Origin of the sequence: Vibrio gelatinilyticus, assembly GCF_022836845.1 — a bacterium.
Lineage (GTDB): Bacteria > Pseudomonadota > Gammaproteobacteria > Enterobacterales > Vibrionaceae > Vibrio > Vibrio gelatinilyticus.
The window spans coordinates 1-23359 of the sequence record NZ_JAJNNZ010000015.1 but is presented as its reverse complement, the minus strand read 5'-3'; the positions used below and the strand labels follow the sequence as shown (position 1 = coordinate 23359).

Below are 23359 nucleotides of genomic sequence, written 5' to 3'. Positions count from 1 at the left end.
TCTATCGTCATGCGATACACTAAATTCGCGCATCCCATTCTGGGAAGTGTTTCAAAATAAGCGCTTTGAGCTCTGACTCAAATGAACCTAGTCGCTCAGATGGCGAGAGCGCTTCTTCCTGTAACACGCGGCGAATTAGGCCGGCACCGACTGTGACGTTGCTCAAGCGATCTACGATGATAAATCCACCGGTATCTTGTACTTCGTCATAGAGATCCAAAGCTACGGATTCGGTAAGTGACCACTCACATAGCCCAATACCATTGAGAGGCAGTTTATCGCTATAAAACGTCTCCAACGAATTGATGTCATACTGATGTAGAATATTATCCACCTGACCCGCTGTTTTCTTCCCAGCGACTTTAATGTCATATTGACGACCCGGCTCTAGAGCTTGCTCTGTCATCCACACCACATCCGCAGAAAATCGGTTAGAAGACTCTAACAACGCTCTCTGTTTGACCAACAAGTCACCGCGGCTAATGTCTATTTCATCTTCAAGAGTAAGCGTCACGGCTTGACCAGCTCTGGCACTTGGTAAATCGCCATCAAAAGTGACGATTCGGCTTACCGTTGACTCTTTACCTGACGGTAAAACTTTGACTTTATCTCCGACAGTAATGCCACCAGCCGCAATTGTTCCCGCAAAACCTCTAAAGTCGAGATGCGGACGGTTGACGTATTGGATCGGGAAACGAAATTCACTTTGTACGGCTTTTTTATCAATATCCACCGTCTCTAAAATTTCTAACAATGACGGTCCTTGGTGCCAAGACAACTTGTCGCTCGCCTCGACCACATTGTCACCTTCGAGAGCTGAAATTGGGATAATTTGAATATCAATGTCTTTGCCCAAGTTCTCAGCAAACGCTAAGTACTGATCGCGGATCTCTTCAAAGCGTGCTTTTGAGTACTCAACCAAATCCATTTTGTTAACAGCGACCACAAACTGTTTCAGCCCTAGCAGACTTGAAATAAATGAGTGTCGACGAGTTTGATCCAGTACCCCTTTACGTGCATCGATCAAGATCACTGCCAAATCACATGTTGATGCCCCTGTCGCCATATTTCGAGTGTATTGCTCGTGGCCTGGAGTGTCGGCGATGATGAACTTTCGCTTCTCCGTAGAGAAGTAACGATAGGCGACATCGATGGTAATGCCCTGCTCACGTTCAGCTTGTAGGCCATCCACTAGCAATGCCAGATCTGGCTTATCTCCGGTAGTACCGACGCGCTGGCTGTCTGAGTGAACTGCCGCTAGCTGATCTTCATAAATTTGCTTAGAATCATGGAGCAAGCGTCCAATTAACGTACTTTTACCATCATCGACCGAACCACATGTCAGGAATCGAAGTAATGATTTGTGCTGATGCCGTGTAAGGTATCCTTCAATACCTAATTCGGCCAATTGTGCTTCTACTGCGCTATTCATAATGCTTCCCTTCGATCCTTAGAAATATCCCTGACGCTTTTTCAACTCCATCGAACCTGATTGATCATGGTCGATGGCTCTCCCCTGGCGCTCACTTGATGTCGCAACCAACATCTCTTCAATAATCTCCGTGAGTGTCGTGGCCTCTGACTCAATAGCACCCGTTAACGGATAACAACCCAGCGTTCTAAAGCGCACGTTTTTCTCGACCACCTGCTCATCGGGACCAATCTCCATACGCTCATCATCGACCATAATTAACATGCCATCTCTTTCAACGACTGGGCGTTTGTCAGCAAGATACAGCGGTACAATGTCGATGCTCTCTAAATAGATGTATTGCCAGATGTCCAACTCGGTCCAGTTAGATAAAGGGAATACACGAATACTCTCACCCTTGTTCACCTGACCGTTGTAAGTCTTCCACAATTCAGGACGCTGATTTTTCGGATCCCATGTATGATTTTTATCGCGGAATGAATACACTCGCTCCTTGGCACGCGATTTCTCTTCATCACGCCTTGCGCCCCCAAAAGCGGCATCAAAGCCATACTTATTTAATGCTTGCTTCAAGCCTTGCGTTTTCATGATGTCAGTGTGTTTAGATGAGCCGTGCACGAATGGGCTAATATTCATCTCTAACCCTTCCGGGTTTTTGTGTACCAGCAGCTCAAAGCCATAGTTCTTCGCAGTGCGATCGCGAAATTCAATCATTTCTTTGAATTTCCAGTCGGTATCCACGTGCAGTAATGGAAAAGGTATTTTTCCTGGGTAGAACGCCTTACGCGCTAAGTGCAGCATCACCGATGAGTCCTTACCGATCGAATACATCATTACCGGATTATCGAACTCCGCCGCGACTTCGCGAATAATATGAATACTTTCAGCTTCTAATTGCTGTAAGTGAGTGAGTCTTTCTTGGTCCATTTGTTGTACTTCCTTTTTACTTGTACCCACACAGCTATTGGCTGCGCGTGATAAGAAGCCAATGATTCATTAGGCAATATTGACTGCTAACGGAGCTGGCTCTTTATTAAACCAGCTCAGCTGTTGTGATAATTTCACCACTTCACCTACGACAATAAGAGCCGGAGATGCAGCGTGCTCGGCCATTTTTGATAAGCCATTGAGTGTTCCGATAGAGACTTTTTGAGATGACTGAGTGCCATTTTCAATGATGGCGACCGGAGTCTGTGCTCCTCGGCCGTGCTGCAAAAGTTGATGTTGTATGTACTCGCTCTTCATCAGCCCCATGTAAATCACCAGAGTTTGGTTGGTTCTCGACAACGTTGACCAATCCATATCATCACTCTCGGGTTTCAAATGCCCCGTCACAAATAGCGCTGATTGCGCATAATCACGATGGGTAAGAGGAATACCGGCATACGCGGTTGCCCCAGCGGCAGCGGTAATTCCAGGAACAACTTGAAATTGAATTCCTGCCTCAGCCAGTACTTGTAGTTCTTCGCCACCTCGGCCAAAGACAAAAGGATCGCCGCCTTTGATCCGCACAACGCGATGACCATTTTCGGCAAACTCTACCAATAATTGATTGGTTTTTTCCTGTGGGACACTGTGATGTCCGGCACGTTTGCCGACACACACCAAAATGGCATCGTCAGAAACCAGCGATAATATTTCTTGAGAGACTAAGTAGTCATACAGTACGACATCAGCTTGCTGCAGGAAGTTAAGCGCCTTTAAGGTAAGCAGCTCGGCATCTCCAGGCCCCGCGCCTATCAGCGCAACTTCACCCGTTTGCAACCGGCTAGATGGTAGCACTGGCCTTGACTGGCTTGACACCAACCTTGGTTTGGTTGCTTGTCCGAGTTGTGTGCTTATCGTTGAAGTCATATTGGCAATCCGTCGCTAATCCATTGATGGCATTATGACCACTACTACATATTACCGGAAATTCTAAAATTTCATTTTTTATACCAAAAACTAATATAGAAACATTTTTACGGGTGTATCGATGGCAAACTGGCCAATCAGCGATACGCTATTTGTTGAAGATTCGATCTCGTTAATGTTATCAACTTATAAACCCAACAAAGATCACATATTGAGCGACCTAACGGCCTTTGTTACATAGTAATTTGATACATTAGCCACGTTTTTCGAACACATCGATTAAAAAGGAATCTAATATGAAAGTGGCAGTAAAACCTCTCTCACTTGCCGTCCTAGGCGGACTGCTCGCCATCGCTGGCCCAGTAATGGCTGACGAGATCAAATTGCGCATTATCGAAACCACCGACATCCATACCAATGTGATGGACTACGACTACTACAAAGATAAGCCTTCTCAGAAAATTGGTTTAGCCCGTACTGCCACACTGGTCAAAGAAGCGAAATCCGAAGTAACCAATAGCGTTCTTGTTGATAATGGTGACCTTATTCAAGGTAGTCCTATGGGTGACTACATGGCCTCGAAAGGTATTAAGACTGGTGAAATCCACCCGGTCTACAAGGCGATGAATCAGCTTGACTATGAAGTGGGTAATATCGGCAACCACGAGTTCAATTATGGCCTTGATTTTCTTGCTAAAACCTTAGAGGGCGCTGCGTTCCCTTATGTTAGTGCTAACGTGTTTGATCAAGAAACTAATGAGCATTACTTCAAGCCATACATCATCAAGAGCCACACCTTCAAAGATACTGACGGCAACGCTCATGAAGTAAAAGTTGGCTATATCGGTTTTGTACCACCGCAAATCATGGTTTGGGACAAGAAAAATCTTGAAGGCAAAGTTTACGCCAAAGACATTAAAGAAACCGCCGAGAAGCTTGTTCCTCAAATGAAGCAAGAGGGTGCTGACGTCATCGTAGCAATTCCACACTCAGGCGTATCGAGCGATCCGCATAAAGCTGGCGCAGAAAACTCGACGTACTACCTATCTGAAGTTGATGGCATTGATGCGATCGCGTTTGGTCACTCTCATTCGGTCTTCCCTGGTAAAGGATTTGATAATATCCAAGGTGTTGACAACGAAAAAGGCACGATCAACGGCGTTGCCGCTGTAATGCCTGGCCGTTGGGGTAGCCATGTGGGTATCATGGATTTAGTGCTTAAGAAAGACGGCAGTGGTTGGAAAGTTGCCGAGAGTCATACTAAAACCCAAGCTCGCCCTATTTATGATGCGAACAACAAAAAGTCTTTGGCCAAAGCTGACGAAGGCATAGTAAAAGCGCTTGCTGACGATCACAAAGCAACTCGAGCTTTCGTTAACCAACCTATTGGCAAAGCTAACGATGTGATGTATAGCTTCCTAGCACTAGTGCAAGATGATCCGACAGTTCAAATTGTTAATCTGGCACAAAAAGACTACGTTGAAACCATGATCCAAGGTGATCCAGACCTTGATGGTTTGCCGGTTCTTTCAGCGGCGGCGCCATTTAAAGCCGGTGGACGTAAAAATGATCCAGCAAACTTTACTGAAGTTGAATCCGGTCAGCTGACATTCCGTAATGCGGCAGACTTGTATCTGTATCCTAATACCCTAGTTGCGCTGAAAGTGACGGGTAAAGAAGTCAAAGAATGGCTAGAATGTTCTGCCGGTCAATTTAAACAAATCGATACCACCAGTACACAACCTCAATCGCTTATTGATTGGGATGGATTCCGTACTTATAACTTCGATGTTATGGATGGTGTTAACTATCAAATCGATGTCACCAAGCCAGCACGCTATGATGGTAACTGTAAGCCGTTAAATGAAGGTAGTGAGCGTATCGTCGGTCTTACCTATCAAGGCAAGCCAATTGATATGACGCAGACCTTTGTTATTGCAACCAACAACTACCGTGCGTACAGCAATAAATTCCCAGGTACTGGTAGCAGCTTCGTGGCTTTCGACTCACCAGATGAAAACCGAACGGTTGTGGCCAACTACATCTCTAGCGTTAGTAAAGCAAAAGGTGAAGTGACGCCAAGCGCAGACAATAACTGGACATTTGCTCCAATCAAATCATCAGTCAAACTCGACATCCGCTTTGAAACATCGCCTTCAGAGAAAGCAGCGGACTTCGTGAAAAACAAAGGCCAATACCCTATGGAAAAAGTGGCGACTGATGACGTAGGTTTTGCGGTGTATAGAATTAATCTGCAAAAGTAATGAATTAGTCCTCTAGACACTTTACTATTAAGCCATGACTTCGGTCATGGCTTTTTTTATGACTCCAATCAGAACGAAGGGCAAGATGGAACAACAATTTATACAGCAACTGGCACAATACGGCTTCTCTACACACGAAATCGAAATGATACTGCTGGTTGCTCAGCCTTTAGAGCTGCCAACTCGCCATATTTTGGTGGAGCAAGGTGAGACATCGGATGCTTTCTATTTTGTACTTGAAGGACTGTGTCACGCCTGCTATTTAACAGATTCTGGAAAACAATTTAGCAAAGAGTTTTACTGGGAAAATGATTGGATTATTGGCTTTGAATCCCTAATTAAGTCATCAGCATCGCCATTTTTGCTTGAAACCTTAACACCGGTTTCGCTCTATAGCTTACCCATGTCAACGGTGAACGAATGGCGCACACAGCGTCATCCTATATATATGAGGCTACTTGAGGCGCAATTTCTGCATAAGGAATACAAAGAACGCTTTATGCTTCTTTATACGCCCGAAGAACGTTATCGCTTTTTCTGCCAGCACTTTCCTGAACTCAAAGAGCGAATCAACGACTATCATATTGCCGCCTACTTGGGCGTTACTCAAGTAAGCTTAAGTCGTATAAAGTCACGGGACCATTCAGATAATTAACAAAGGTTAATGAAAAAGCTCACCAATCAATATACATTAGCCACCTTTGTTTTATCGACTAAGAGATCCTTATGACAACCTGGAAGCTCAAACTATTCTCCGAACTTTCTACTATCGAGCTGTATGAACTAATTCGCTTGCGGGTGAATGTCTTCGTTGTTGAACAAAATTGCCCTTATCCTGAACTAGACGGCAAAGATAGTATGCCTGATGTATATCACCTGTTGGGCTATCAGGGGAGCGAACTCATCGCTTGTGCACGACTAATACCTCAAGGGATTTCATACCCAAGCGCTAGCATTGGTCGCGTAGCGACTAAGCTTAGTCATCGTGGTGGTGGACTTGGCCATCAACTGCTTACTCAGGCTCTGACTTGTATTGAATCTCTATGGCCACAAAGCACCATCGAAATTGGCGCTCAAGCTCATTTAGAGCACTATTACGGACGCCATGGCTTTGTCATTAACTCAAAAGAATATCTCGAAGATGGGATTCCGCATATCGATATGCTGCGCACCCCGAGTCAATGAGTTCAACTAGCACAGATTCGCCCGCTAAGTACTACCATACTGCCATAGCCCTATTGGTCGTAGGGAACTGTCTTGCGGCTTTTTCTGATGTTGCGGTCAAATTGCTTGAGGGAGGTATCACACCTTTCCAGTATGTCTTTATTCGGCAGCTCACTTCTGCACTAATGATTTTGCCATTTTGGCTTCTTCAGCCGTCGCACAAAAGAGGGTTAAGCAACCCCAAAGCAACTCTTTTTCGTGCACATTTAATACTTGTCGGAAGTGGGAGCATGATGCTTGCATTGACCTATCTCCCCCTTGCAACGGCTAATGCTGTTGTTTATGCAGCCCCACTTATCATGTTGCCATTATCGCTAGTGATACTTGCCGAAAAGCCAGCTCGTGCGAAAATCATGATGACAATTGTCGGTTTTATTGGAGTACTGATCGTACTAAGACCCTCTGAATTTCATTGGGCCAGTTTATGTGCATTGGTCACGGCGACAACGTTAGCAATTTTTAATATCATGGCGAGGAAGATACCGAACCAACAAAGTGTCGTGACGACGTTATTTTGGACGTCGTTATTGTCTATCCCTGTCGCTTCTATTGGGGCGGGTCTAACGTGGCAGACAGTATCGGGGAAAGAGTATGGCTTGGTTGGCATTGCGGCAGCGTTAATCCTTTTGTACAACGGATTGGCTGTCGTGGCCTACAAAAAGGTTAAACCCGCAGACATCGCTATGAGCGAATATTCGGGTTTGGCGTTTGTGACTGTGATTGGCATCATTTGGTTTGATGAGATACCGTCACTAATAACGGCTATCGGTATCCTTTTGATTGTGATTCCTTTGCTTCCCAGAGATAAAATCAAGCAAGCGTTGCAGAGACTCACTTCAGAGCGTTAGACTATTTACTGCGCCCGAAACCTCCGTCAGACAATCGAAAAAACATAATCGATTGACCTGATTTCTCTACTTGAAGTATGTCTAAAGCACCTTCTTCTGTGAGTTTAAAACGAATCAACTGCCCTTGTTTGATACGGCTAAGAGGTTTGTCGCTACCTTCGATCTTGGCCAGCGCATTAAGGTCAGCCATAGAAAACTGATTTTTACGAAAGACCTGGGCCAAAGTATCACCTTGCTTTACGGTATACTCTTGCCACTCGTTTGTGGTCAATGAGTGTTTTGCTGGTGCCGTACTGCTTTGTTCACTCAGTGAGGTTGCGTTGAAATCAAGAGCGACACGCTGATTTGGGGCCGTTTGCACTGTGTTATCTTCGCCTTTACTCGAAGGCCAAAGCATTAAGATGAACACTAACGGTGTCAGAATACTAAGCGCCCGGCGATGTAGCTTCGGTAAGCGGTTCCAGAAACTCACGATGTTATCACGTGCCACTTTCCGATCTGGTAGCGAAACATTGATGCGCTTAAAATCAATTGAAGACAAACGTTGTTTCAACTGTTCAAAGTGGTCTACCTGTTGTTTTTTCCTGTGTCGACGATTCATCACGTTTTGACTCCAACTCTATACGAGCCCAGTTTAAAAAAACCTAATCACATAGTATACAAAAATCAGTCACTGGCTTATTTATAGCAGCTAAACATCACAAGTTTATCAAATCTGTGCAGCCATCGAGTGAATTTCACCATCATAGAGCATGAATATGATAGTAACTAACAACTCATCCCTTAACAGACGTTTCTTAAAGTAATTAGAACTGATATCCTTTGCCTTCCATTTGACTAAGTAAAAGAGAGACAGTCATGTCTGACGTGAAATTAGAAACTGTAGAGCAAAAAGCAAGCTACGGTATTGGTCTACAAATGGGCCAACAACTTGCTGGTAGTGGTCTAGAAGGCCTAAACGTTGATGCTATCGCTAAAGGTATCGCAACAGCACTGACTGGCGACATGCCAGAAATCGAAGTTGACGAGATCAACAAAGCACTTCAAGAGCTTCACACTCGTGCAGAATCAGTACGCCAAGAAGCAGCGAAGGCAGCGGCAGCAGACGGTGAAGTTTTCCTTAAAGACAATGCTCTTCGTTCAGAAGTGACTGTATTAGAATCTGGTCTTCAATACGAAGTACTTACTGAAGGTACTGGCGAAATCCCAACTTCAGACAAACAAGTACGTGTTCACTATCACGGTGAGCTAACTGACGGTACTGTATTCGACAGTTCAGTATCTCGTGGCCAACCAGCTGAATTCCCTGTTACAGGTGTTATTAAAGGCTGGGTTGAAGCACTTCAATTAATGCCTGTTGGTTCTAAGTGGAAACTGTACATTCCTCAAGATCTAGCTTACGGCGAACGTGGTGCTGGTGCGGCAATCCCACCATTCGCAGCTCTAGTATTTGAAGTAGAGCTACTAGATATTCTTTAAGAATACTCGCAATGCTACGTATTAAGGTTAGCCTTTGGGCTAGCCTTTTTTTTATCTAAATAAAAGGGCATTGTCACAGGCATAAAAAAACCGAGCACAAGGCTCGGTCTTTTCATTTTCTTCGAACTTTTTTACTCAGCAGTTGCTTCTTCAGCAACTTCTGGGCGATCTACAAGCTCAATGTAAGCCATTGGAGCTTTGTCGCCGGTACGGAAACCAGCTTTTAGGATACGAGTGTAACCGCCTTGACGGGCAGCAAAACGTGGACCTAGTTCGTTGAATAGTTTCGCAACTACTTCGTTATCACGAGTACGTGCAAATGCTAGACGACGGTTAGCAACACTGTCAGTCTTAGCTAGTGTAATCAAAGGCTCAACTACGCGACGTAGCTCTTTTGCTTTAGGCAATGTAGTCTTGATTACTTCATGACGTACAAGAGAGCTAGCCATATTGCTGAACATCGCTTTGCGATGACTGCTGTTGCGGTTGAGTTGACGACCACTCTTACGATGGCGCATGACCTAATCCTTCTAACTAGTATCGATTAATCTTCAGCGATTGATGCTGGTGGCCAATTTTCTAGGCGCATGCCCAGAGAAAGACCACGTGATGCAAGCACGTCTTTAATCTCTGTAAGAGATTTTTTACCAAGGTTTGGCGTTTTAAGTAGCTCAACCTCAGTACGCTGTACAAGATCACCGATGTAGTGAATCGCTTCTGCTTTCAAACAGTTAGCAGAGCGAACTGTTAGTTCAAGATCGTCTACAGGACGTAGTAGGATCGGATCGAACTCCGGCTTCTCTTCTTTTTCTTCAGGAACACGTACATCACGAAGATCTACGAATGCATCCAATTGCTCAGCTAGGATAGTAGCTGCGCGACGGATTGCTTCCTCAGGTTCAAGAGTACCATTTGTTTCCATATCGATAACAAGCTTATCTAAGTCAGTACGTTGCTCAACACGTGCCGCTTCTACAGCGTAGGCAATTTTGTCTACTGGGCTGTAAGTCGCGTCAACAAGCAAACGACCGATTGGACGCTCATCTTCTTCAGTATGGATACGGGCTGAAGCTGGAACATAACCGCGACCACGTTCAACTTTGATACGCATAGCGATCTCAGCGTTGTCATCCGTTAGGTGACAAATTACGTGTTCTGGGTTAGCGATCTCTACATCACCATCATGGGTGATGTCACCTGCAACAACAGGGCCTGAGCCTGACTTGTTCAGTGTAATAAACACTTCATCTTTGCCTTCCGCAACGCGAACAGCAAGGCCTTTCAAGTTAAGAAGAATCTCTAGGATATCTTCTTGAACGCCTTCTTTAGTGCTGTACTCGTGAAGAACGCCTTCAATTTCAACTTCAGTCACTGCGCAACCTGGCATAGACGAAAGCAAAATACGGCGAAGCGCATTACCTAGAGTGTGGCCAAAACCACGCTCTAATGGCTCAAGAGTTACTTTTGCGTGTGTCGTGTTGATCTGTTCGATGTCAACAAGACGTGGCTTAAGAAATTCTGTTACAGAACCCTGCATTGTGTCCTCTCTTTAGTTTAAACCTTACTTAGAGTAAAGCTCGACGATCAAGTGTTCGTTGATGTCAGCTGATAGGTCAGAACGTTCAGGCATACGCTTGAATGTACCTTCCATTTTGCCAGCATCTACTTCAATCCAAGTTGGTTTTTCACGTTGTTCAGCAACTTCTAGAGCCGCTTTAATACGAGTCTGCTGTTTAGCTTTCTCGCGGATTGAAACAACGTCATTAACCGCAACTTTGAATGAAGGAACGTTTACAACTTTACCGTTAACTAGGATAGCTTTGTGGCTAACTAGTTGACGAGATTCAGCACGTGTTGCGCCAAAGCCCATGCGGTAAACTACGTTATCAAGACGACCTTCAAGAAGCTGAAGCAGGTTTGCACCTGTGTTGCCTTTAAGGCGTGCAGCTTCTTTGTAGTAGTTACGGAATTGTTTTTCTAAAACGCCATATGTACGACGAACTTTTTGCTTCTCACGAAGCTGAACACCGTACTCAGATAGACGACCGCGACGAGCGCCGTGTACACCTGGTGCGTTATCGATTTTACACTTGGTATCAATCGCACGAACACCAGACTTAAGGAATAAGTCAGTGCCTTCGCGACGGCTAAGCTTAAGCTTAGGACCCAAATATCTTGCCATGATTCTTCTCCAATATTCCTAGAAACGTTATACGCGACGTTTCTTAGGTGGACGACAACCGTTATGAGGGATTGGTGTAGCATCAACAATGTTAGTGATGCGGTAACCAGCTGCGTTCAGTGCGCGAACAGTAGATTCACGACCTGGACCAGGACCCTTTACCATAACTTCCAAGTTCTTTAGGCCATATTCTTTAGCCATTTCTGCACAACGCTCTGCAGCAACCTGTGCAGCGAACGGAGTAGACTTACGAGAACCGCGGAAACCAGAACCGCCAGCAGTAGCCCATGCTAGAGCATTGCCTTGACGATCCGTGATAGTTACGATTGTATTATTGAAAGATGCATGGATGTGCGCTACGCCATCAGCAACTTGCTTGCGTACGCGCTTACGAGCGCGTGTTGGTTGTTTTGCCATTGTACTCTACCTTCCCGACTATTTCTTGATCGGCTTGCGCGGACCCTTACGGGTGCGAGCGTTGGTTTTAGTACGCTGTCCACGTAGTGGTAGACTGCGACGATGACGAAGACCTCGGTAACAGCCAAGGTCCATAAGACGCTTGATGTTCATTGAGACTTCACGACGTAGATCACCTTCTACGGTGTACTTAGCTACACCATCACGCAGTTGATCAATCTGCTCTTCAGTTAGTTCACTGATCTTAACATTCTCAGCAATGTTCACGTCAGCTAGAATAGCTTGAGCGCGGGTTTTGCCGATACCGTAAATCGCAGTTAATGCGATTACAGCATGTTTTTGATCAGGAATGTTAATGCCTGCTATACGGGCCACTATTCACTCCTAGTACTTTAGTAAAGAATTATCCGCAGCAAAGCCCGTCGAGGATACGCTGCGGCATACTACTTCTTTTGCACGCAAAAGGTAGGCCGAGGAATATACTCGACCATACCTTATATTTCAAGTAAAAATTTCTGCTTTATTAGCCTTGGCGCTGTTTGTGCTTTGGCTCACTGCAAATTACTCGCACAACACCGTTGCGCTTGATAACTTTACAGTTACGGCAGATTTTTTTAACGGAAGCACGAACTTTCATTGCTAAACTCCGTAAATGAAATCTGAGACTACCACCGAATTAACGGCCGTAACCTTTCAGATTTGCTTTCTTCAACACAGAATCATACTGTTGAGACATCAGATGAGTCTGTACCTGTGCCATAAAGTCCATAATAACCACTACTACGATGAGTAGCGATGTGCCGCCAAAATAGAACCTAACGTTCCAAGCGACCATCATGAACTCGGGAATCAGACAGATAAAGGTAATATATAGAGCACCCGCTAGAGTTAGTCTAGTCATTACTTTATCAATATACTTCGCTGTCTGCTCACCTGGGCGGATGCCGGGTACGAACGCACCGGACTTCTTCAAATTATCTGCTGTTTCACGCGGATTGAAAACCAACGCCGTGTAAAAGAAACAGAAGAAAATGATAGCTGCTGCATAAAGCATTACGTACAGCGGTTGACCTGGGCTTAGAGCTAAAGACACATCAGTTAACCAACCGAATGTGCTGCTTTCACCGTTCTGACCAAACCACTGCGCCAATGTTCCTGGGAACAGGATAATGCTTGACGCAAAGATTGCTGGTATTACACCCGCCATATTAATTTTCAATGGCAAGTGAGTACTTTGTGCTGCAAACACTTTGCGACCTTGTTGACGTTTCGCATAGTTAACGACGATACGACGCTGACCACGTTCCATAAATACAACAAAGTAAATTACCGCAAATGACAACACAGCAATCAACAGCAGAAGAAGTACGTGCAGTTCACCTTGACGCGCTTGCTCAATTGTTTGACCGATTGCCGATGGCAATCCAGCAACAATACCTGCAAAAATTAGAATGGAAATACCATTACCAATTCCTCGCTCTGTAATTTGTTCACCTAACCACATTAAGAACATGGTGCCAGTTACTAAACTTACGGTAGCAATGAGCGTAAACATGGTTTGGTTGATAACAACCAGATTATCGACCATGTTTGGTAAGCCCGTTGCAATACCAATAGCTTGGAAAATTGCAAGTACAAGCGTGCCGTAGCGTGTATATTGGCTTATCTTACGACGGCCTGCTTCACCCTCTTTTTTGAGTTCCGCTAACGCTGGATGAACTACAGTTAGCAATTGGACAACAATAGATGCCGAAATATACGGCATGATGCCCAATGCTAAAATAGATGCACGCTCTAATGCACCACCGGAGAACATGTTAAACATTTCTACGATGGTACCTTTTTGCTGTTCGAACAAGTTGGCAAGTACAGCCGCGTCAATACCAGGAATCGGCACAAAAGAGCCCGCTCGGAATACTAAAAGTGCACCAATTACGAATAATAAGCGCGACTTTAGTTCACTTAAGCCGCTCTGAGCACTACGAAAATCTTGTCCTGGTTTCTTAGCCATCTGTACCTCGTTCCTCGAGATTATTCCTCGATTTTACCGCCTGCAGCTTCGATTGCAGCTTTAGCGCCTTTTGTCACGCGTAGACCTTTAACAGTCACAGCTTTCGTTAGTTCACCTGAAAGAACAACTTTAACAAATTCGATGTTCTTAGTGATAACGTTAGCCGCTTTAAGGCTGTTTAGATCTACAACGTCACCTGTTACTTTCGCTAGCTCAGCTAGGCGAACTTCAGCAGACACTAGGCTCTTACGAGAAGTGAAGCCGAATTTTGGTAGACGTTGTTTCAAAGGCATTTGACCGCCTTCAAAGCCTGGACGAACACTGCCGCCAGAGCGTGATTTTTGACCTTTATGGCCACGACCAGCTGTTTTACCAAGGCCAGAACCGATACCACGACCTACGCGCTTCTTAGAAGGCTTAGAACCCGCAGCCGGTGATAGAGTATTCAAACGCATTCTGATTACTCCTCAACTTTAACCATGTAGTAAACCTTGTTGATCATACCGCGTACACACGGAGTATCTTCAAGTTCTACTGTATGGTTGATTTTACGAAGGCCTAAACCTTTAAGACACGCTTTGTGCTTAGGTAGACGACCGATTGAACTCTTAGTTTGAGTCACTTTAATAGTATTAGCCATGGTTCTTACTCCGAAATTGATTCAACAGTTAGACCACGCTTAGCAGCTACCATTTCTGGAGACTTAACGTCTACTAGACCAGCAATCGTTGCGCGAACAACGTTGATTGGGTTAGTTGAACCGTAAGCTTTTGCTAATACGTTGTGTACACCTACAACTTCAAGTACTGCACGCATCGCACCACCGGCGATGATACCTGTACCTTCTGCAGCTGGCTGCATGTAGATCTTAGAGCCCGAATGACGACCTTTCACCGCGTGGTGAAGAGTGCCTTCGTTAAGCGCAACAGTAACCATGTTACGACGCGCTTTTTCCATTGCTTTTTGAATCGCAGCAGGTACTTCACGGGCTTTACCGTAACCGAAACCTACACGACCGTTACCGTCACCAACGACTGTTAGTGCAGTGAAGCTCATGATTCGACCACCTTTAACCGTCTTAGAAACACGGTTAACTGCGATTAGCTTTTCTTGCAAATCACTAGCTTGTTGTTGTTCTTTAGCCATCGTCCAACCCTACCTTAGAATTTCAGACCAGCTTCGCGAGCAGATTCTGCTAGCGCCGCTACTCGACCGTGGTATTGGAAACCAGAACGATCGAATGCAACAGCAGATACGCCTTTTTCAAGAGCGCGCTCAGCAATAGCTTTACCTACTGCTTTAGCTGCATCGATGTTACCAGTACTCTTAACTTCGTTACGAATCGCTTTTTCTACAGTAGAAGCGGCTGCGATAACTTCAGAGCCGTTCGCTGCGATTACTTGAGCGTAAACGTGACGAGGAGTACGGTGTACTACTAGGCGAGTTGCACCCAGTTCTGCAATCTTACGACGTGCGCGTGTAGCACGACGGATGCGAGATGCTTTCTTATCCATAGTGTTACCTTACTTCTTCTTAGCTTCTTTAGTACGCACAATTTCATCTGCGTAACGAACACCTTTGCCTTTATAAGGCTCAGGCTCACGATAAGAACGAATGTCAGCCGCAACCTGACCAACAAGTTGCTTGTCACAACCCGTTAGTACGATTTCAGTTTGGCTTGGACACTCAGCTTTAATACCCGCTGGCAACTCGTGCTCAACTGGGTGAGAGAAACCTAGAGTTAGACCTACAGCGTTGCCTTTAATAGCAGCACGGTAACCAACACCCTTAAGGGTAAGTTTCTTAGTAAAGCCTTCAGTAACACCAACAACCATGTTGTTCACAAGTGCACGTGCAGTACCAGCTTGAGCGTTAGCTTTAGCGATACCTTCGCGCGGTGCGAAAACGATAGTGTTATCTTCCTGGGCAACGATTACTGCGTCGTTAAGAACGCGAGTAAGTTCACCTTTACCACCTTTAACAGTGATCTCTTGGCCGTTTAGTTTCACCTCTACGCCAGCTGGAATAGCGACAGGTGCTTTAGCAACACGAGACATAGTCTACTCCTATTAAGCTACGTAGCAGATGATTTCACCACCAAGACCTGCTTTGCGAGCAGCGCGGTCTGACATAAGACCCTTGGAAGTGGAAACAACAGCAATACCCATACCGCCCATCACTGATGGCAACGAGTCTTTATTCTTGTAGACGCGTAGGCCAGGACGTGAAACACGTTGGATTTGCTCGATAACTGGTTTAGCTTGGAAGTACTTAAGTGTAACTTCTAGCACAGGTTTTGCTTCGCCTTCTACAGCGAAGTCAACGATGTAGCCTTCAGCCTTTAGCAAAGTAGCAATTGCAACTTTAAGCTTTGAAGAAGGCATTTTTACAGCAACTTTATCTGCTGCCTGACCGTTACGAATGCGGGTCAGCATATCCGAAATCGGATCTTGCATGCTCATACGATTTACTCCAAATGATTAAGTGGCAATTACCAGCTAGCCTTACGAAGACCCGGAATCTCGCCTTTCATGCAAGCTTCGCGAACCTTAATGCGGCTTAGACCGAATTTACGTAGGTAACCGTGTGGACGACCAGTTTGGTTGCAACGGTTGCGCTGACGTGATGCACTTGAATCACGTGGAAGAGCTTGCAGTTTAAGAACTGCATTCCAACGATCTTCTTCAGATGCGTTTACATCGCTGATGATAGCTTTAAGCGCTGAACGCTTTTCAGCGAACTTAGCTACTAGCTTCGCGCGTTTAGTTTCGCGCGCTTTCATTGATTGTTTAGCCATAACAGTAACCCTTCACCTTACTTACGGAATGGGAAGTTAAAGGCAGCCAGCAGAGCTCGGCCTTCCTCATCGGAACCCGCGGTTGTCGTGATAGTAATATCAAGACCGCGAACGCGATCGACTTTATCGTAGTCGATTTCCGGGAAGATGATTTGCTCGCGAACGCCCATGCTGTAGTTACCGCGTCCGTCAAAAGACTTAGCGCTAACACCACGGAAATCACGTACACGTGGAAGTGCGATAGAAATGAGACGCTCTAAGAACTCCCACATACGCTCGCCACGTAAGGTTACTTTACAACCAATTGGGTAGCCTTCACGAATTTTGAAACCTGCAACAGATTTACGCGCTTTAGTGATAAGTGGCTTTTGACCAGAGATCGTTGCCATATCAGCTGCTGCGTTTTCTAGCAGTTTCTTATCGTTGATTGCTTCACCAACGCCCATGTTTAGGGTGATTTTCTCAATCCTAGGGACTTGCATGACGCTTGAGTAGCTGAACTCTTTGGTCAGTTCAGCAACTACAGACGACTTGTAGTAATCATGCAGTTTCGCCATAGTAGAACTCCAAATTACTTCTATTAGTTAGAAACGGTTTCGCCGTTAGACTTGAAGAAACGAACTTTCTTGCCGTCTTCAATACGGAAACCGATACGGTCCGCTTTGCCAGTAGCTGCGTTAAAGATTGCAACGTTAGAAGCATCAATAGCTGCTTCTTGTTCAACGATGCCACCTTGTTGACCTAGAGCCGGAACCGGCTTTTGGTGCTTCTTAACAAGGTTGATACCTTCAACGATAACTTTACCGGTAGCGAGTACCTTAGTTACTTTACCTTTCTTGCCTTTATCTTTACCAGCAAGAACGATTACTTCGTCATTACGACGGATTTTAGCTGCCATGTTGACGCTCCTTACAGAACTTCTGGAGCCAGTGAAACAATCTTCATGAATTTCGCATTACGAAGTTCACGAGTCACTGGACCAAAGATACGTGTGCCGACTGGTTGCTCAGTAGTGTCGTTTAACAATACACAAGCATTACGGTCGAAGCGAATGACAGAACCGTCTGGACGACGAACGCCTTTACGGGTGCGAACTACCACCGCCTTCAGAACATCACCTTTTTTTACTTTACCGCGAGGAATTGCTTCCTTCACTGTAACTTTGATGATGTCACCGATATGTGCATAACGACGGTGAGAGCCACCCAGAACCTTAATACACATTACTCTACGAGCGCCGGAGTTATCCGCAGCGTCGAGTGTACTTTGCATTTGGATCATTGTTAGTGCTCCGCTAAATATTAAAAACTAGACCCTCTCGGGTCGGGCTGCCTCTTTAAAGGGACGCGAATTGTACCACCCTTTTCGAGACTTGGATAGACAAAAAATAAGCGGCCCCAAAAAAAATTCGGAGCCGCTTGATTTCTATAGGAAAACCGAAATTAAGATTTCGCTTTTTCTACGATGTTTACCAATGTCCAAGACTTCATCTTAGACAGTGGACGACATTCGCGAATTTCAACAGTGTCGCCAAGGCCACACTCGTTGTTTTCGTCATGTGCGTGTAGTTTAGTCGTACGCTTTACGAATTTACCGTAAATTGGGTGTTTCACCATGCGTTCGATCGCAACAACAATAGACTTATCTGCTTTGTTGCTGATTACACGACCTAGTTGGGTACGAATTTTGTCGCTCATTATGCGCCTGCCTTCTCAGTCAAAACAGTTTTCACACGTGCGATATCACGGCGTACAGCTTTCAGAGTATGAGTTTGCTGTAGTTGACCAGTTGCAGCTTGCATGCGCAAGTTGAACTGTTCACGTAGCAAATTCAATAGCTCAGCGTTAAGCTCTTCAACGCTTTTTTCGCGTAGATCTTGTGCTTTCATCACATCACCTGCTTAGTTACAAATGTAGTTTTGAACGGCAGTTTGCGAGCCGCTAGGCGGAACGCTTCACGTGCCAACTCTTCAGGTACACCATCCATTTCGTACATAACCTTACCAGGTTGGATTTGGGCTACCCAGTACTCAACGTTACCTTTACCCTTACCTTGACGAACTTCAAGTGGTTTTTCTGTGATAGGTTTGTCTGGGAACACACGGATCCAGATTTTACCTTGACGCTTAACGTGACGTGTCATTGCACGACGTGCCGCTTCGATTTGACGAGCAGTTAGACGACCACGGCCTACAGCTTTAAGACCGAATTCGCCGAAGCTTACATCAGTACCTTTAGCTAGACCACGGTTACGACCAGTCTGAACCTTACGGAACTTAGTACGTTTAGGTTGTAGCATCTGTCGACTCCTTACTTACGGCCTTTACGCTGCTTCTTAGGCTTATCGCCTTTTGGCTCTACTGCGTTAGCAGCTGGCATTCCGCCTAGAATCTCACCTTTGAAGATCCAAACTTTAATGCCGATCACACCGTATTGAGTGTGAGCCGAAGAAGTTGCGTAATCAATGTCAGCACGTAGAGTGTGTAGAGGTACACGACCTTCACGATACCACTCAGAACGTGCAATTTCAGCGCCGCCAAGACGACCGCTTACTTCCACTTTGATGCCTTTAGCGCCGAGACGCATAGCGTTTTGTACCGCACGCTTCATAGCGCGACGGAACATAACACGACGCTCTAGCTGAGACGCGATGCTATCAGCAACTAACTTGCCGTCTAGCTCAGGTTTACGTACTTCAGCGATGTTAATCTGCGCTGGTACACCTGCGATCTTAGCTACGCCTGCACGTAGTTTCTCAACGTCTTCGCCTTTCTTACCGATAACAACGCCAGGACGAGCAGTGTGAATAGTCACACGGATGCTCTTAGCTGGACGCTCGATAACGATACGAGACAAAGATGCTTTTTGTAGTTCCTTAGTTAGGAACTGACGTACCTTGAAGTCGCCGTCTAGGTTATCAGCGAAATCTTTGGTATTAGCAAACCATGTAGCATTCCAAGGCTTAACGATGCCAAGACGAATACCATTAGGATGTACTTTCTGACCCATTGCTTATCTCCTAGTTAGCGATCTGCTACAACAACAGTGATGTGGCTAGAACGCTTCAAGATACGGTCCGCACGGCCTTTAGCACGAGGCATAATACGCTTCATGATAGGGCCCTCATCTACGAAGATTTTAGCGACATTAAGATCGTCGATATCTGCACCTTCGTTGTGTTCCGCATTCGCGATTGCTGATTCTAGAACCTTCTTGATCAACTCAGCAGCTTTTTTGTTGCTGAACGTTAGAATTTCTAGAGCTTGATCCACGTTTTTACCGCGGATTTGGTCTGCAACTAAGCGAGCTTTCTGTGGAGAAATACGAGCAAAGTTATGTTTAGCGATAGCTTCCATCATCTAACTCCTATTTCTTCTTAGCTTTCTTATCAGCAGCGTGGCCGCGATAAGTGCGAGTTGGTGCAAATTCGCCCAGTTTGTGACCGATCATTTCTTCGGTAACGAAAACTGGAACGTGCTGACGACCATTATGGACAGCGATGGTCAAACCGATCATTGTTGGAATGATCATTGAGCGACGGGACCAAGTCTTAATAGGCTTTTTGTCTCCGCTTTCCACCGCTTTCTCTACCTTCTTCAGCAAGTGTAGGTCAATAAATGGACCTTTCTTGAGAGAACGTGGCATGGCGATTCCTCTTTATAGATTATTTGTTACGACGACGTACGATGTACTTGTCAGTGCGCTTGTTCTTACGAGTCTTGAAGCCTTTAGTTGGAACACCCCAAGGAGATACTGGATGACGGCCACCAGAAGTACGACCTTCACCACCACCGTGTGGGTGATCAACCGGGTTCATTACCACACCGCGAACGGTAGGGCGAACACCGCGCCAGCGCGTAGCACCAGCTTTACCAAGTTCACGTAGCATGTGCTCAGCATTACCAACTTCACCGATTGTTGCACGGCCTTCTGATAATATCTTGCGCATCTCACCTGAACGTAGGCGTACAGTTACATAAGCACCATCGCGAGCGATGATTTGTGCGTATGCACCTGCAGAACGAGCAATTTGTGCACCTTTACCAGGCTTCAATTCAACACAGTGAACTGTAGAACCTACAGGGATGTTACGCATCGGCAGAGTGTTACCTGCTTTGATTGGCGCATCAACACCTGACTGGATTTGGTCACCCGCTTGGATGCCCTTTGGTGCGATAATGTAGCGGCGCTCACCGTCTGCGTACAGAACTAGAGCGATGTTTGCGCTACGGTTTGGATCGTATTCTAGGCGCTCAACTTTCGCTGGGATGCCATCTTTAGTACGCTTGAAGTCAATCAAACGATAGTGTTGCTTATGACCACCACCGATGTGACGTACTGTAATACGACCGTTGTTGTTACGACCACCGTTCTTAGAGTTTTTCTCTAGAAGTGGTGCGTATGGCTTACCCTTGTGTAGGTCAGCATTAACAACTTTAACTACGTGACGACGACCAGGGGAAGTCGGCTTACATTTAACAATAGCCATTGTTTAACTACTCCTGTTATTCCGCACCGCCAACGAAGTCAAGATCTTGACCTTCCGCCAGAGTCACATACGCCTTCTTAACGTCGCTGCGGCGACCTTGACGTAGACCTTGACGTTTAGTCTTACCCTTAAGAATAAGAGTATTTACAGACTTAACTTCAACTTCAAATAGCTTTTCTACAGCTGCTTTGATCTCTTTCTTAGTTGCATCTTTTGCTACTTTGAAAACGATAGTGTTCGCTTTCTCAGCAGCCATAGTTGCTTTCTCAGAGATGTGCGGAGCACGTAGAACTTTTAGGATACGCTCTTCAGTGATCATGCTAGCATCTCCTCAACTTGCTTAACTGCTTCTGCAGTCATTAGAACCTTGTTGAATGCAATTAGACTTACTGGATCAATACCAGCAACGTCACGTGCGTCAACTTTGTACAGGTTACGAGCAGCTAAGAATAGATTCTCATCTACTTCGCCAGTCACAATCAGAACGTCGTTAAGCTCAAGTTCATTAAGCTTAGCTACAAGTTCTTTTGTTTTTGGTGCTTCTACTGAGAAGTTATCAACAACGATCAAACGCTCTTGACGAACAAGCTCAGAAAGAATGCTTTTCATAGCACCGCGGTACATTTTTTTGTTTACTTTTTGGCTGTGATCTTGTGGTTTCGCAGCAAAAGTAACACCACCTGTACGCCAGATTGGGCTACGAATTGTACCAGCACGAGCACGGCCAGTACCTTTTTGACGCCATGGCTTAGCGCCACCGCCAGATACTTCAGAACGAGTCTTTTGAGCACGAGTACCTTGACGAGCACCTGCTGCATATGCAACAACTACTTGGTGTACAAGAGCTTCGTTGAAGTCACGTCCGAAAGTAGTCTCGGAAACAGTTAGTGCATCAGCACCTTTAACCATCAATTCCATTACTTACTCCTAGACGTTATGCTTTAATAGCTGGTTTAACGATCACGTTACCGCCAACTGCGCCTGGTACTGCACCTTTAATAAGAAGCAGATTGCGCTCAGCGTCAACACGTACGATCTCTAGGTTTTGAGTCGTTACACGCTCAGCACCCATGTGACCAGCCATTTTCTTGCCTTTAAATACGCGACCTGGAGTTTGGCATTGACCAATTGAACCCGGTGCACGGTGAGACAAAGAGTTACCGTGAGTCATATCTTGAGTAGAGAAGTTCCAACGCTTAACAGCGCCTTGGAAGCCTTTACCTTTAGATGTACCAGTAACGTCTACTTTTTTAACGTCGTTGAAAAGTTCTACGTTTAGCTCAGCGCCAACTTCAAACTCTTCACCGCTTTCCAAACGGAATTCCCAAAGACCGCGACCTGCTTCAACACCTGCTTTCGCAAAGTGGCCAGCTTCTGGCTTAGAAACACGGCTAGCTTTCTTAGCACCTGCAGTGATTTGGATTGCTGCATAACCATCTGTGTCAAGTGTACGCACTTGAGTTACACGGTTCGCTTCAACCTCAACAACTGTTACAGGGATAGAAACGCCTTCTTCGGTAAATACGCGGGTCATACCCACTTTACGTCCGACTAGACCAATCATTATTCTTATCTCCCTTAACCTAGGCTGATTTGAACATCAACGCCAGCAGCAAGATCAAGACGCATTAGAGCATCAACAGTTTTATCTGTTGGCTCTACGATGTCGATCAAACGCTTGTGAGTACGAATTTCGTACTGGTCACGTGCATCTTTGTTGACGTGTGGAGAGGTAAGAACAGTGAAACGCTCTTTACGAGTAGGTAGTGGAATAGGACCACGAACCTGCGCGCCGGTACGCTTAGCTGTTTCAACGATTTCCGCAGTAGACTGATCGATTAGTTTGTAATCAAAAGCCTTTAGGCGGATACGAATACGTTGGTTCTGCATGAGACAGAGCTCCAAAATTAATTAATTACACAAACAATATCGCCACTCATACTCGTAAAGACGAGAGAATGCCGATTGATTTATGTGAAACCGTAGCACTCTAATTGAGCGCATTGTCAGCTAATTTTCGATCATTCACTTATCATTGATAAGCAAATAATTGTATTAACTGCGAACATAAGCTGAGTCTACGTTACTAAACATCTACGTGAGTAGGCGTTCACTCCTCAATGCTCATTGGTTCACAACTGGCTAGGCCAGTGCGCGGTATTATACAGAACGGGAACGGAGTTGCAATAGCTGAAGAAAAAATAATCTACTGGAGCCGTAGTGTTTTTTAGCAAGGGAGGTTATGTGTTTGTAAAGTAAGAAAAAATCGAATGTATAAGATTGAAGAAATAAAAAGAGGAGCCTAAGCTCCCCTTTTCAAATGCGATATTCGCAAGATATCAACTAATAATTAGTCAAAGATC

General features: G+C 45.3%; 37 protein-coding genes. 5 read left to right on the top strand and 32 right to left on the bottom strand.

Annotated elements, in window-relative coordinates; genetic code table 11:
* Positions 1–19 precede the first annotated feature (19 nt).
* The 3 genes from cysN to cobA are packed head-to-tail and all read right to left on the bottom strand — an operon-like array spanning position 20 to position 3286.
* Positions 20–1432 carry a sulfate adenylyltransferase subunit CysN gene (cysN, locus tag LNL84_RS15870; protein ID WP_244358531.1) on the bottom strand — a complete coding sequence of 471 codons (1413 nt, stop codon included), beginning with the start codon at positions 1430–1432 and terminating at the stop codon, positions 20–22.
* A gap of 18 nt (positions 1433–1450) precedes the next feature.
* Complete coding sequence (gene cysD / locus LNL84_RS15865; RefSeq protein WP_341829463.1) at positions 1451–2389, bottom strand: sulfate adenylyltransferase subunit CysD; 939 nt, start codon at positions 2387–2389, stop codon at positions 1451–1453.
* Positions 2390–2428: 39 nt separating this feature from the next.
* Positions 2429–3286 (bottom strand): uroporphyrinogen-III C-methyltransferase, encoded by an 858-nt coding sequence (cobA, locus tag LNL84_RS15860; RefSeq protein WP_244358527.1) that lies wholly within the window; start codon positions 3284–3286, stop codon positions 2429–2431.
* Between the two features lie 296 nt (positions 3287–3582).
* Here cobA and LNL84_RS15855 point away from each other — a divergent pair, with 296 nt between their 5' ends.
* The 4 genes from LNL84_RS15855 (at position 3583) to LNL84_RS15840 (ending at position 7622) form a co-directional block, all read left to right on the top strand.
* Positions 3583–5550 carry a bifunctional 2',3'-cyclic-nucleotide 2'-phosphodiesterase/3'-nucleotidase gene (locus LNL84_RS15855; protein WP_244358525.1) on the top strand — a complete coding sequence of 656 codons (1968 nt, stop codon included), beginning with the start codon at positions 3583–3585 and terminating at the stop codon, positions 5548–5550.
* An 85-nt stretch (positions 5551–5635) separates the two neighbouring features.
* Positions 5636–6205 (top strand): Crp/Fnr family transcriptional regulator, encoded by a 570-nt coding sequence (locus LNL84_RS15850; RefSeq protein WP_244358523.1) that lies wholly within the window; start codon positions 5636–5638, stop codon positions 6203–6205.
* A 71-nt stretch (positions 6206–6276) separates the two neighbouring features.
* Positions 6277–6735 (top strand): GNAT family N-acetyltransferase, encoded by a 459-nt coding sequence (locus LNL84_RS15845; protein ID WP_244358521.1) that lies wholly within the window; start codon positions 6277–6279, stop codon positions 6733–6735.
* Complete coding sequence (locus tag LNL84_RS15840) at positions 6732–7622, top strand: DMT family transporter (RefSeq protein WP_244358519.1); 891 nt, start codon at positions 6732–6734, stop codon at positions 7620–7622. Before LNL84_RS15845 ends, LNL84_RS15840 begins: the two co-directional genes overlap by 4 nt.
* 1 nt (position 7623) lies before the next feature.
* On the opposite strand, the gene LNL84_RS15835 is transcribed toward LNL84_RS15840, so the two are convergent.
* Positions 7624–8223 carry a LysM-like peptidoglycan-binding domain-containing protein gene (locus LNL84_RS15835; protein ID WP_244358637.1) on the bottom strand — a complete coding sequence of 200 codons (600 nt, stop codon included), beginning with the start codon at positions 8221–8223 and terminating at the stop codon, positions 7624–7626.
* Between the two features lie 257 nt (positions 8224–8480).
* Between LNL84_RS15835 and bamJ the strand changes: the two genes are divergently transcribed.
* Complete coding sequence (gene bamJ / locus LNL84_RS15830; RefSeq protein ID WP_244358517.1) at positions 8481–9101, top strand: BamJ family beta-barrel-assembly machinery protein; 621 nt, start codon at positions 8481–8483, stop codon at positions 9099–9101.
* Between the two features lie 131 nt (positions 9102–9232).
* Here the strand turns inward: bamJ and rplQ are convergent, their stop codons facing one another.
* From rplQ to rpsJ, 28 genes are all read right to left on the bottom strand, one after another.
* Positions 9233–9619 carry a 50S ribosomal protein L17 gene (gene rplQ, locus LNL84_RS15825; RefSeq protein WP_244358515.1) on the bottom strand — a complete coding sequence of 129 codons (387 nt, stop codon included), beginning with the start codon at positions 9617–9619 and terminating at the stop codon, positions 9233–9235.
* 26 nt (positions 9620–9645) lie between these two features.
* On the bottom strand, positions 9646–10638 hold the full coding sequence (locus LNL84_RS15820) for a DNA-directed RNA polymerase subunit alpha (protein ID WP_004729813.1): 993 nt from the start codon (positions 10636–10638) through the stop codon (positions 9646–9648).
* 24 nt (positions 10639–10662) lie between these two features.
* Entirely contained in the window at positions 10663–11283 is a 621-nt protein-coding gene (rpsD, locus tag LNL84_RS15815) for a 30S ribosomal protein S4 (protein ID WP_244358514.1), read from the bottom strand.
* A gap of 27 nt (positions 11284–11310) precedes the next feature.
* On the bottom strand, positions 11311–11700 hold the full coding sequence (rpsK, locus tag LNL84_RS15810; RefSeq protein WP_005597095.1) for a 30S ribosomal protein S11: 390 nt from the start codon (positions 11698–11700) through the stop codon (positions 11311–11313).
* A gap of 18 nt (positions 11701–11718) precedes the next feature.
* Positions 11719–12075, bottom strand: a complete 357-nt coding sequence (gene rpsM, locus LNL84_RS15805; protein ID WP_244358512.1) for a 30S ribosomal protein S13 — start codon at positions 12073–12075, stop codon at positions 11719–11721.
* A 148-nt stretch (positions 12076–12223) separates the two neighbouring features.
* Positions 12224–12337 (bottom strand): 50S ribosomal protein L36, encoded by a 114-nt coding sequence (rpmJ, locus tag LNL84_RS15800; RefSeq protein WP_000868186.1) that lies wholly within the window; start codon positions 12335–12337, stop codon positions 12224–12226.
* 39 nt (positions 12338–12376) lie between these two features.
* On the bottom strand, positions 12377–13711 hold the full coding sequence (gene secY / locus LNL84_RS15795; RefSeq protein ID WP_244358510.1) for a preprotein translocase subunit SecY: 1335 nt from the start codon (positions 13709–13711) through the stop codon (positions 12377–12379).
* Positions 13712–13731: 20 nt separating this feature from the next.
* On the bottom strand, positions 13732–14166 hold the full coding sequence (gene rplO, locus LNL84_RS15790; protein WP_102471326.1) for a 50S ribosomal protein L15: 435 nt from the start codon (positions 14164–14166) through the stop codon (positions 13732–13734).
* Positions 14167–14171: 5 nt separating this feature from the next.
* Positions 14172–14351, bottom strand: a complete 180-nt coding sequence (rpmD, locus tag LNL84_RS15785) for a 50S ribosomal protein L30 (RefSeq protein WP_102471327.1) — start codon at positions 14349–14351, stop codon at positions 14172–14174.
* Between the two features lie 5 nt (positions 14352–14356).
* Positions 14357–14857: a 30S ribosomal protein S5 gene (rpsE, locus tag LNL84_RS15780; protein WP_244358509.1), complete on the bottom strand. Its 501-nt coding sequence runs from the start codon at positions 14855–14857 to the stop codon at positions 14357–14359.
* A gap of 14 nt (positions 14858–14871) precedes the next feature.
* Entirely contained in the window at positions 14872–15225 is a 354-nt protein-coding gene (gene rplR / locus LNL84_RS15775) for a 50S ribosomal protein L18 (protein WP_244358508.1), read from the bottom strand.
* 9 nt (positions 15226–15234) lie between these two features.
* Entirely contained in the window at positions 15235–15768 is a 534-nt protein-coding gene (gene rplF, locus LNL84_RS15770) for a 50S ribosomal protein L6 (RefSeq protein ID WP_244358507.1), read from the bottom strand.
* 12 nt (positions 15769–15780) lie between these two features.
* Positions 15781–16173: a 30S ribosomal protein S8 gene (rpsH, locus tag LNL84_RS15765; protein ID WP_244358506.1), complete on the bottom strand. Its 393-nt coding sequence runs from the start codon at positions 16171–16173 to the stop codon at positions 15781–15783.
* Positions 16174–16202: 29 nt separating this feature from the next.
* Complete coding sequence (gene rpsN, locus LNL84_RS15760) at positions 16203–16508, bottom strand: 30S ribosomal protein S14 (protein WP_042502755.1); 306 nt, start codon at positions 16506–16508, stop codon at positions 16203–16205.
* Between the two features lie 17 nt (positions 16509–16525).
* Positions 16526–17065, bottom strand: a complete 540-nt coding sequence (rplE, locus tag LNL84_RS15755; protein WP_244358505.1) for a 50S ribosomal protein L5 — start codon at positions 17063–17065, stop codon at positions 16526–16528.
* 23 nt (positions 17066–17088) lie between these two features.
* Positions 17089–17406: a 50S ribosomal protein L24 gene (gene rplX, locus LNL84_RS15750; protein ID WP_096994896.1), complete on the bottom strand. Its 318-nt coding sequence runs from the start codon at positions 17404–17406 to the stop codon at positions 17089–17091.
* Positions 17407–17417: 11 nt separating this feature from the next.
* Entirely contained in the window at positions 17418–17789 is a 372-nt protein-coding gene (rplN, locus tag LNL84_RS15745) for a 50S ribosomal protein L14 (protein WP_004398463.1), read from the bottom strand.
* A 161-nt stretch (positions 17790–17950) separates the two neighbouring features.
* Complete coding sequence (gene rpsQ, locus LNL84_RS15740; protein WP_244358504.1) at positions 17951–18205, bottom strand: 30S ribosomal protein S17; 255 nt, start codon at positions 18203–18205, stop codon at positions 17951–17953.
* Positions 18205–18396 (bottom strand): 50S ribosomal protein L29, encoded by a 192-nt coding sequence (rpmC, locus tag LNL84_RS15735; RefSeq protein WP_004410456.1) that lies wholly within the window; start codon positions 18394–18396, stop codon positions 18205–18207. Before rpmC ends, rpsQ begins: the two co-directional genes overlap by 1 nt.
* A complete protein-coding gene (rplP, locus tag LNL84_RS15730) occupies positions 18396–18806 on the bottom strand; it encodes a 50S ribosomal protein L16 (RefSeq protein WP_021708930.1) in 411 nt (136 codons plus the stop codon). The genes rpmC and rplP overlap by 1 nt, the downstream gene beginning before the upstream one ends.
* A gap of 11 nt (positions 18807–18817) precedes the next feature.
* Positions 18818–19516 (bottom strand): 30S ribosomal protein S3, encoded by a 699-nt coding sequence (gene rpsC, locus LNL84_RS15725; RefSeq protein ID WP_244358503.1) that lies wholly within the window; start codon positions 19514–19516, stop codon positions 18818–18820.
* A gap of 14 nt (positions 19517–19530) precedes the next feature.
* Positions 19531–19863, bottom strand: coding sequence for a 50S ribosomal protein L22 (rplV, locus tag LNL84_RS15720; RefSeq protein ID WP_075651046.1), 333 nt, complete (start codon positions 19861–19863; stop codon positions 19531–19533).
* Positions 19864–19873: 10 nt separating this feature from the next.
* Positions 19874–20152, bottom strand: a complete 279-nt coding sequence (gene rpsS, locus LNL84_RS15715; protein WP_004736729.1) for a 30S ribosomal protein S19 — start codon at positions 20150–20152, stop codon at positions 19874–19876.
* A 19-nt stretch (positions 20153–20171) separates the two neighbouring features.
* Positions 20172–20996, bottom strand: a complete 825-nt coding sequence (gene rplB, locus LNL84_RS15710; protein WP_244358502.1) for a 50S ribosomal protein L2 — start codon at positions 20994–20996, stop codon at positions 20172–20174.
* Positions 20997–21012: 16 nt separating this feature from the next.
* A complete protein-coding gene (rplW, locus tag LNL84_RS15705) occupies positions 21013–21315 on the bottom strand; it encodes a 50S ribosomal protein L23 (RefSeq protein WP_031495626.1) in 303 nt (100 codons plus the stop codon).
* Positions 21312–21914, bottom strand: coding sequence for a 50S ribosomal protein L4 (gene rplD / locus LNL84_RS15700; RefSeq protein ID WP_244358501.1), 603 nt, complete (start codon positions 21912–21914; stop codon positions 21312–21314). Before rplD ends, rplW begins: the two co-directional genes overlap by 4 nt.
* A 16-nt stretch (positions 21915–21930) precedes the next feature.
* Positions 21931–22560, bottom strand: a complete 630-nt coding sequence (rplC, locus tag LNL84_RS15695; protein WP_244358500.1) for a 50S ribosomal protein L3 — start codon at positions 22558–22560, stop codon at positions 21931–21933.
* 14 nt (positions 22561–22574) lie between these two features.
* On the bottom strand, positions 22575–22886 hold the full coding sequence (gene rpsJ / locus LNL84_RS15690) for a 30S ribosomal protein S10 (protein ID WP_005417222.1): 312 nt from the start codon (positions 22884–22886) through the stop codon (positions 22575–22577).
* Between the last annotated feature and the right edge of the window lie 473 nt (positions 22887–23359).

Bases quoted from the DNA above. Each gene is read 5' to 3' on its own strand.
- cysN (WP_244358531.1), bottom strand. From the start codon at position 1,432: ATGAATAGCGCAGTAGAAGCACAATTGGCCGAATTAGGTATTGAAGGA.
- cobA (WP_244358527.1), bottom strand. From the start codon at position 3,286: ATGACTTCAACGATAAGCACACAACTCGGACAAGCAACCAAACCAAGG.
- LNL84_RS15855 (WP_244358525.1), top strand. From the start codon at position 3,583: ATGAAAGTGGCAGTAAAACCTCTCTCACTTGCCGTCCTAGGCGGACTG.
- LNL84_RS15850 (WP_244358523.1), top strand. From the start codon at position 5,636: ATGGAACAACAATTTATACAGCAACTGGCACAATACGGCTTCTCTACA.
- LNL84_RS15845 (WP_244358521.1), top strand. From the start codon at position 6,277: ATGACAACCTGGAAGCTCAAACTATTCTCCGAACTTTCTACTATCGAG.
- LNL84_RS15840 (WP_244358519.1), top strand. From the start codon at position 6,732: ATGAGTTCAACTAGCACAGATTCGCCCGCTAAGTACTACCATACTGCC.
- LNL84_RS15835 (WP_244358637.1), bottom strand. From the start codon at position 8,223: ATGAATCGTCGACACAGGAAAAAACAACAGGTAGACCACTTTGAACAG.
- bamJ (WP_244358517.1), top strand. From the start codon at position 8,481: ATGTCTGACGTGAAATTAGAAACTGTAGAGCAAAAAGCAAGCTACGGT.
- rplQ (WP_244358515.1), bottom strand. From the start codon at position 9,619: ATGCGCCATCGTAAGAGTGGTCGTCAACTCAACCGCAACAGCAGTCAT.
- LNL84_RS15820 (WP_004729813.1), bottom strand. From the start codon at position 10,638: ATGCAGGGTTCTGTAACAGAATTTCTTAAGCCACGTCTTGTTGACATC.
- rpsD (WP_244358514.1), bottom strand. From the start codon at position 11,283: ATGGCAAGATATTTGGGTCCTAAGCTTAAGCTTAGCCGTCGCGAAGGC.
- rpsK (WP_005597095.1), bottom strand. From the start codon at position 11,700: ATGGCAAAACAACCAACACGCGCTCGTAAGCGCGTACGCAAGCAAGTT.
- rpmJ (WP_000868186.1), bottom strand. From the start codon at position 12,337: ATGAAAGTTCGTGCTTCCGTTAAAAAAATCTGCCGTAACTGTAAAGTT.
- secY (WP_244358510.1), bottom strand. From the start codon at position 13,711: ATGGCTAAGAAACCAGGACAAGATTTTCGTAGTGCTCAGAGCGGCTTA.
- rplO (WP_102471326.1), bottom strand. From the start codon at position 14,166: ATGCGTTTGAATACTCTATCACCGGCTGCGGGTTCTAAGCCTTCTAAG.
- rpmD (WP_102471327.1), bottom strand. From the start codon at position 14,351: ATGGCTAATACTATTAAAGTGACTCAAACTAAGAGTTCAATCGGTCGT.
- rpsE (WP_244358509.1), bottom strand. From the start codon at position 14,857: ATGGCTAAAGAACAACAACAAGCTAGTGATTTGCAAGAAAAGCTAATC.
- rplR (WP_244358508.1), bottom strand. From the start codon at position 15,225: ATGGATAAGAAAGCATCTCGCATCCGTCGTGCTACACGCGCACGTCGT.
- rplF (WP_244358507.1), bottom strand. From the start codon at position 15,768: ATGTCTCGTGTTGCTAAAGCACCTGTCGCTATTCCAGCTGGCGTAGAG.
- rpsH (WP_244358506.1), bottom strand. From the start codon at position 16,173: ATGAGCATGCAAGATCCGATTTCGGATATGCTGACCCGCATTCGTAAC.
- rpsN (WP_042502755.1), bottom strand. From the start codon at position 16,508: ATGGCTAAACAATCAATGAAAGCGCGCGAAACTAAACGCGCGAAGCTA.
- rplE (WP_244358505.1), bottom strand. From the start codon at position 17,065: ATGGCGAAACTGCATGATTACTACAAGTCGTCTGTAGTTGCTGAACTG.
- rplX (WP_096994896.1), bottom strand. From the start codon at position 17,406: ATGGCAGCTAAAATCCGTCGTAATGACGAAGTAATCGTTCTTGCTGGT.
- rplN (WP_004398463.1), bottom strand. From the start codon at position 17,789: ATGATCCAAATGCAAAGTACACTCGACGCTGCGGATAACTCCGGCGCT.
- rpsQ (WP_244358504.1), bottom strand. From the start codon at position 18,205: ATGAGCGACAAAATTCGTACCCAACTAGGTCGTGTAATCAGCAACAAA.
- rpmC (WP_004410456.1), bottom strand. From the start codon at position 18,396: ATGAAAGCACAAGATCTACGCGAAAAAAGCGTTGAAGAGCTTAACGCT.
- rplP (WP_021708930.1), bottom strand. From the start codon at position 18,806: ATGCTACAACCTAAACGTACTAAGTTCCGTAAGGTTCAGACTGGTCGT.
- rpsC (WP_244358503.1), bottom strand. From the start codon at position 19,516: ATGGGTCAGAAAGTACATCCTAATGGTATTCGTCTTGGCATCGTTAAG.
- rplV (WP_075651046.1), bottom strand. From the start codon at position 19,863: ATGGAAGCTATCGCTAAACATAACTTTGCTCGTATTTCTCCACAGAAA.
- rpsS (WP_004736729.1), bottom strand. From the start codon at position 20,152: ATGCCACGTTCTCTCAAGAAAGGTCCATTTATTGACCTACACTTGCTG.
- rplB (WP_244358502.1), bottom strand. From the start codon at position 20,996: ATGGCTATTGTTAAATGTAAGCCGACTTCCCCTGGTCGTCGTCACGTA.
- rplW (WP_031495626.1), bottom strand. From the start codon at position 21,315: ATGATCACTGAAGAGCGTATCCTAAAAGTTCTACGTGCTCCGCACATC.
- rplD (WP_244358501.1), bottom strand. From the start codon at position 21,914: ATGGAATTGATGGTTAAAGGTGCTGATGCACTAACTGTTTCCGAGACT.
- rplC (WP_244358500.1), bottom strand. From the start codon at position 22,560: ATGATTGGTCTAGTCGGACGTAAAGTGGGTATGACCCGCGTATTTACC.
- rpsJ (WP_005417222.1), bottom strand. From the start codon at position 22,886: ATGCAGAACCAACGTATTCGTATCCGCCTAAAGGCTTTTGATTACAAA.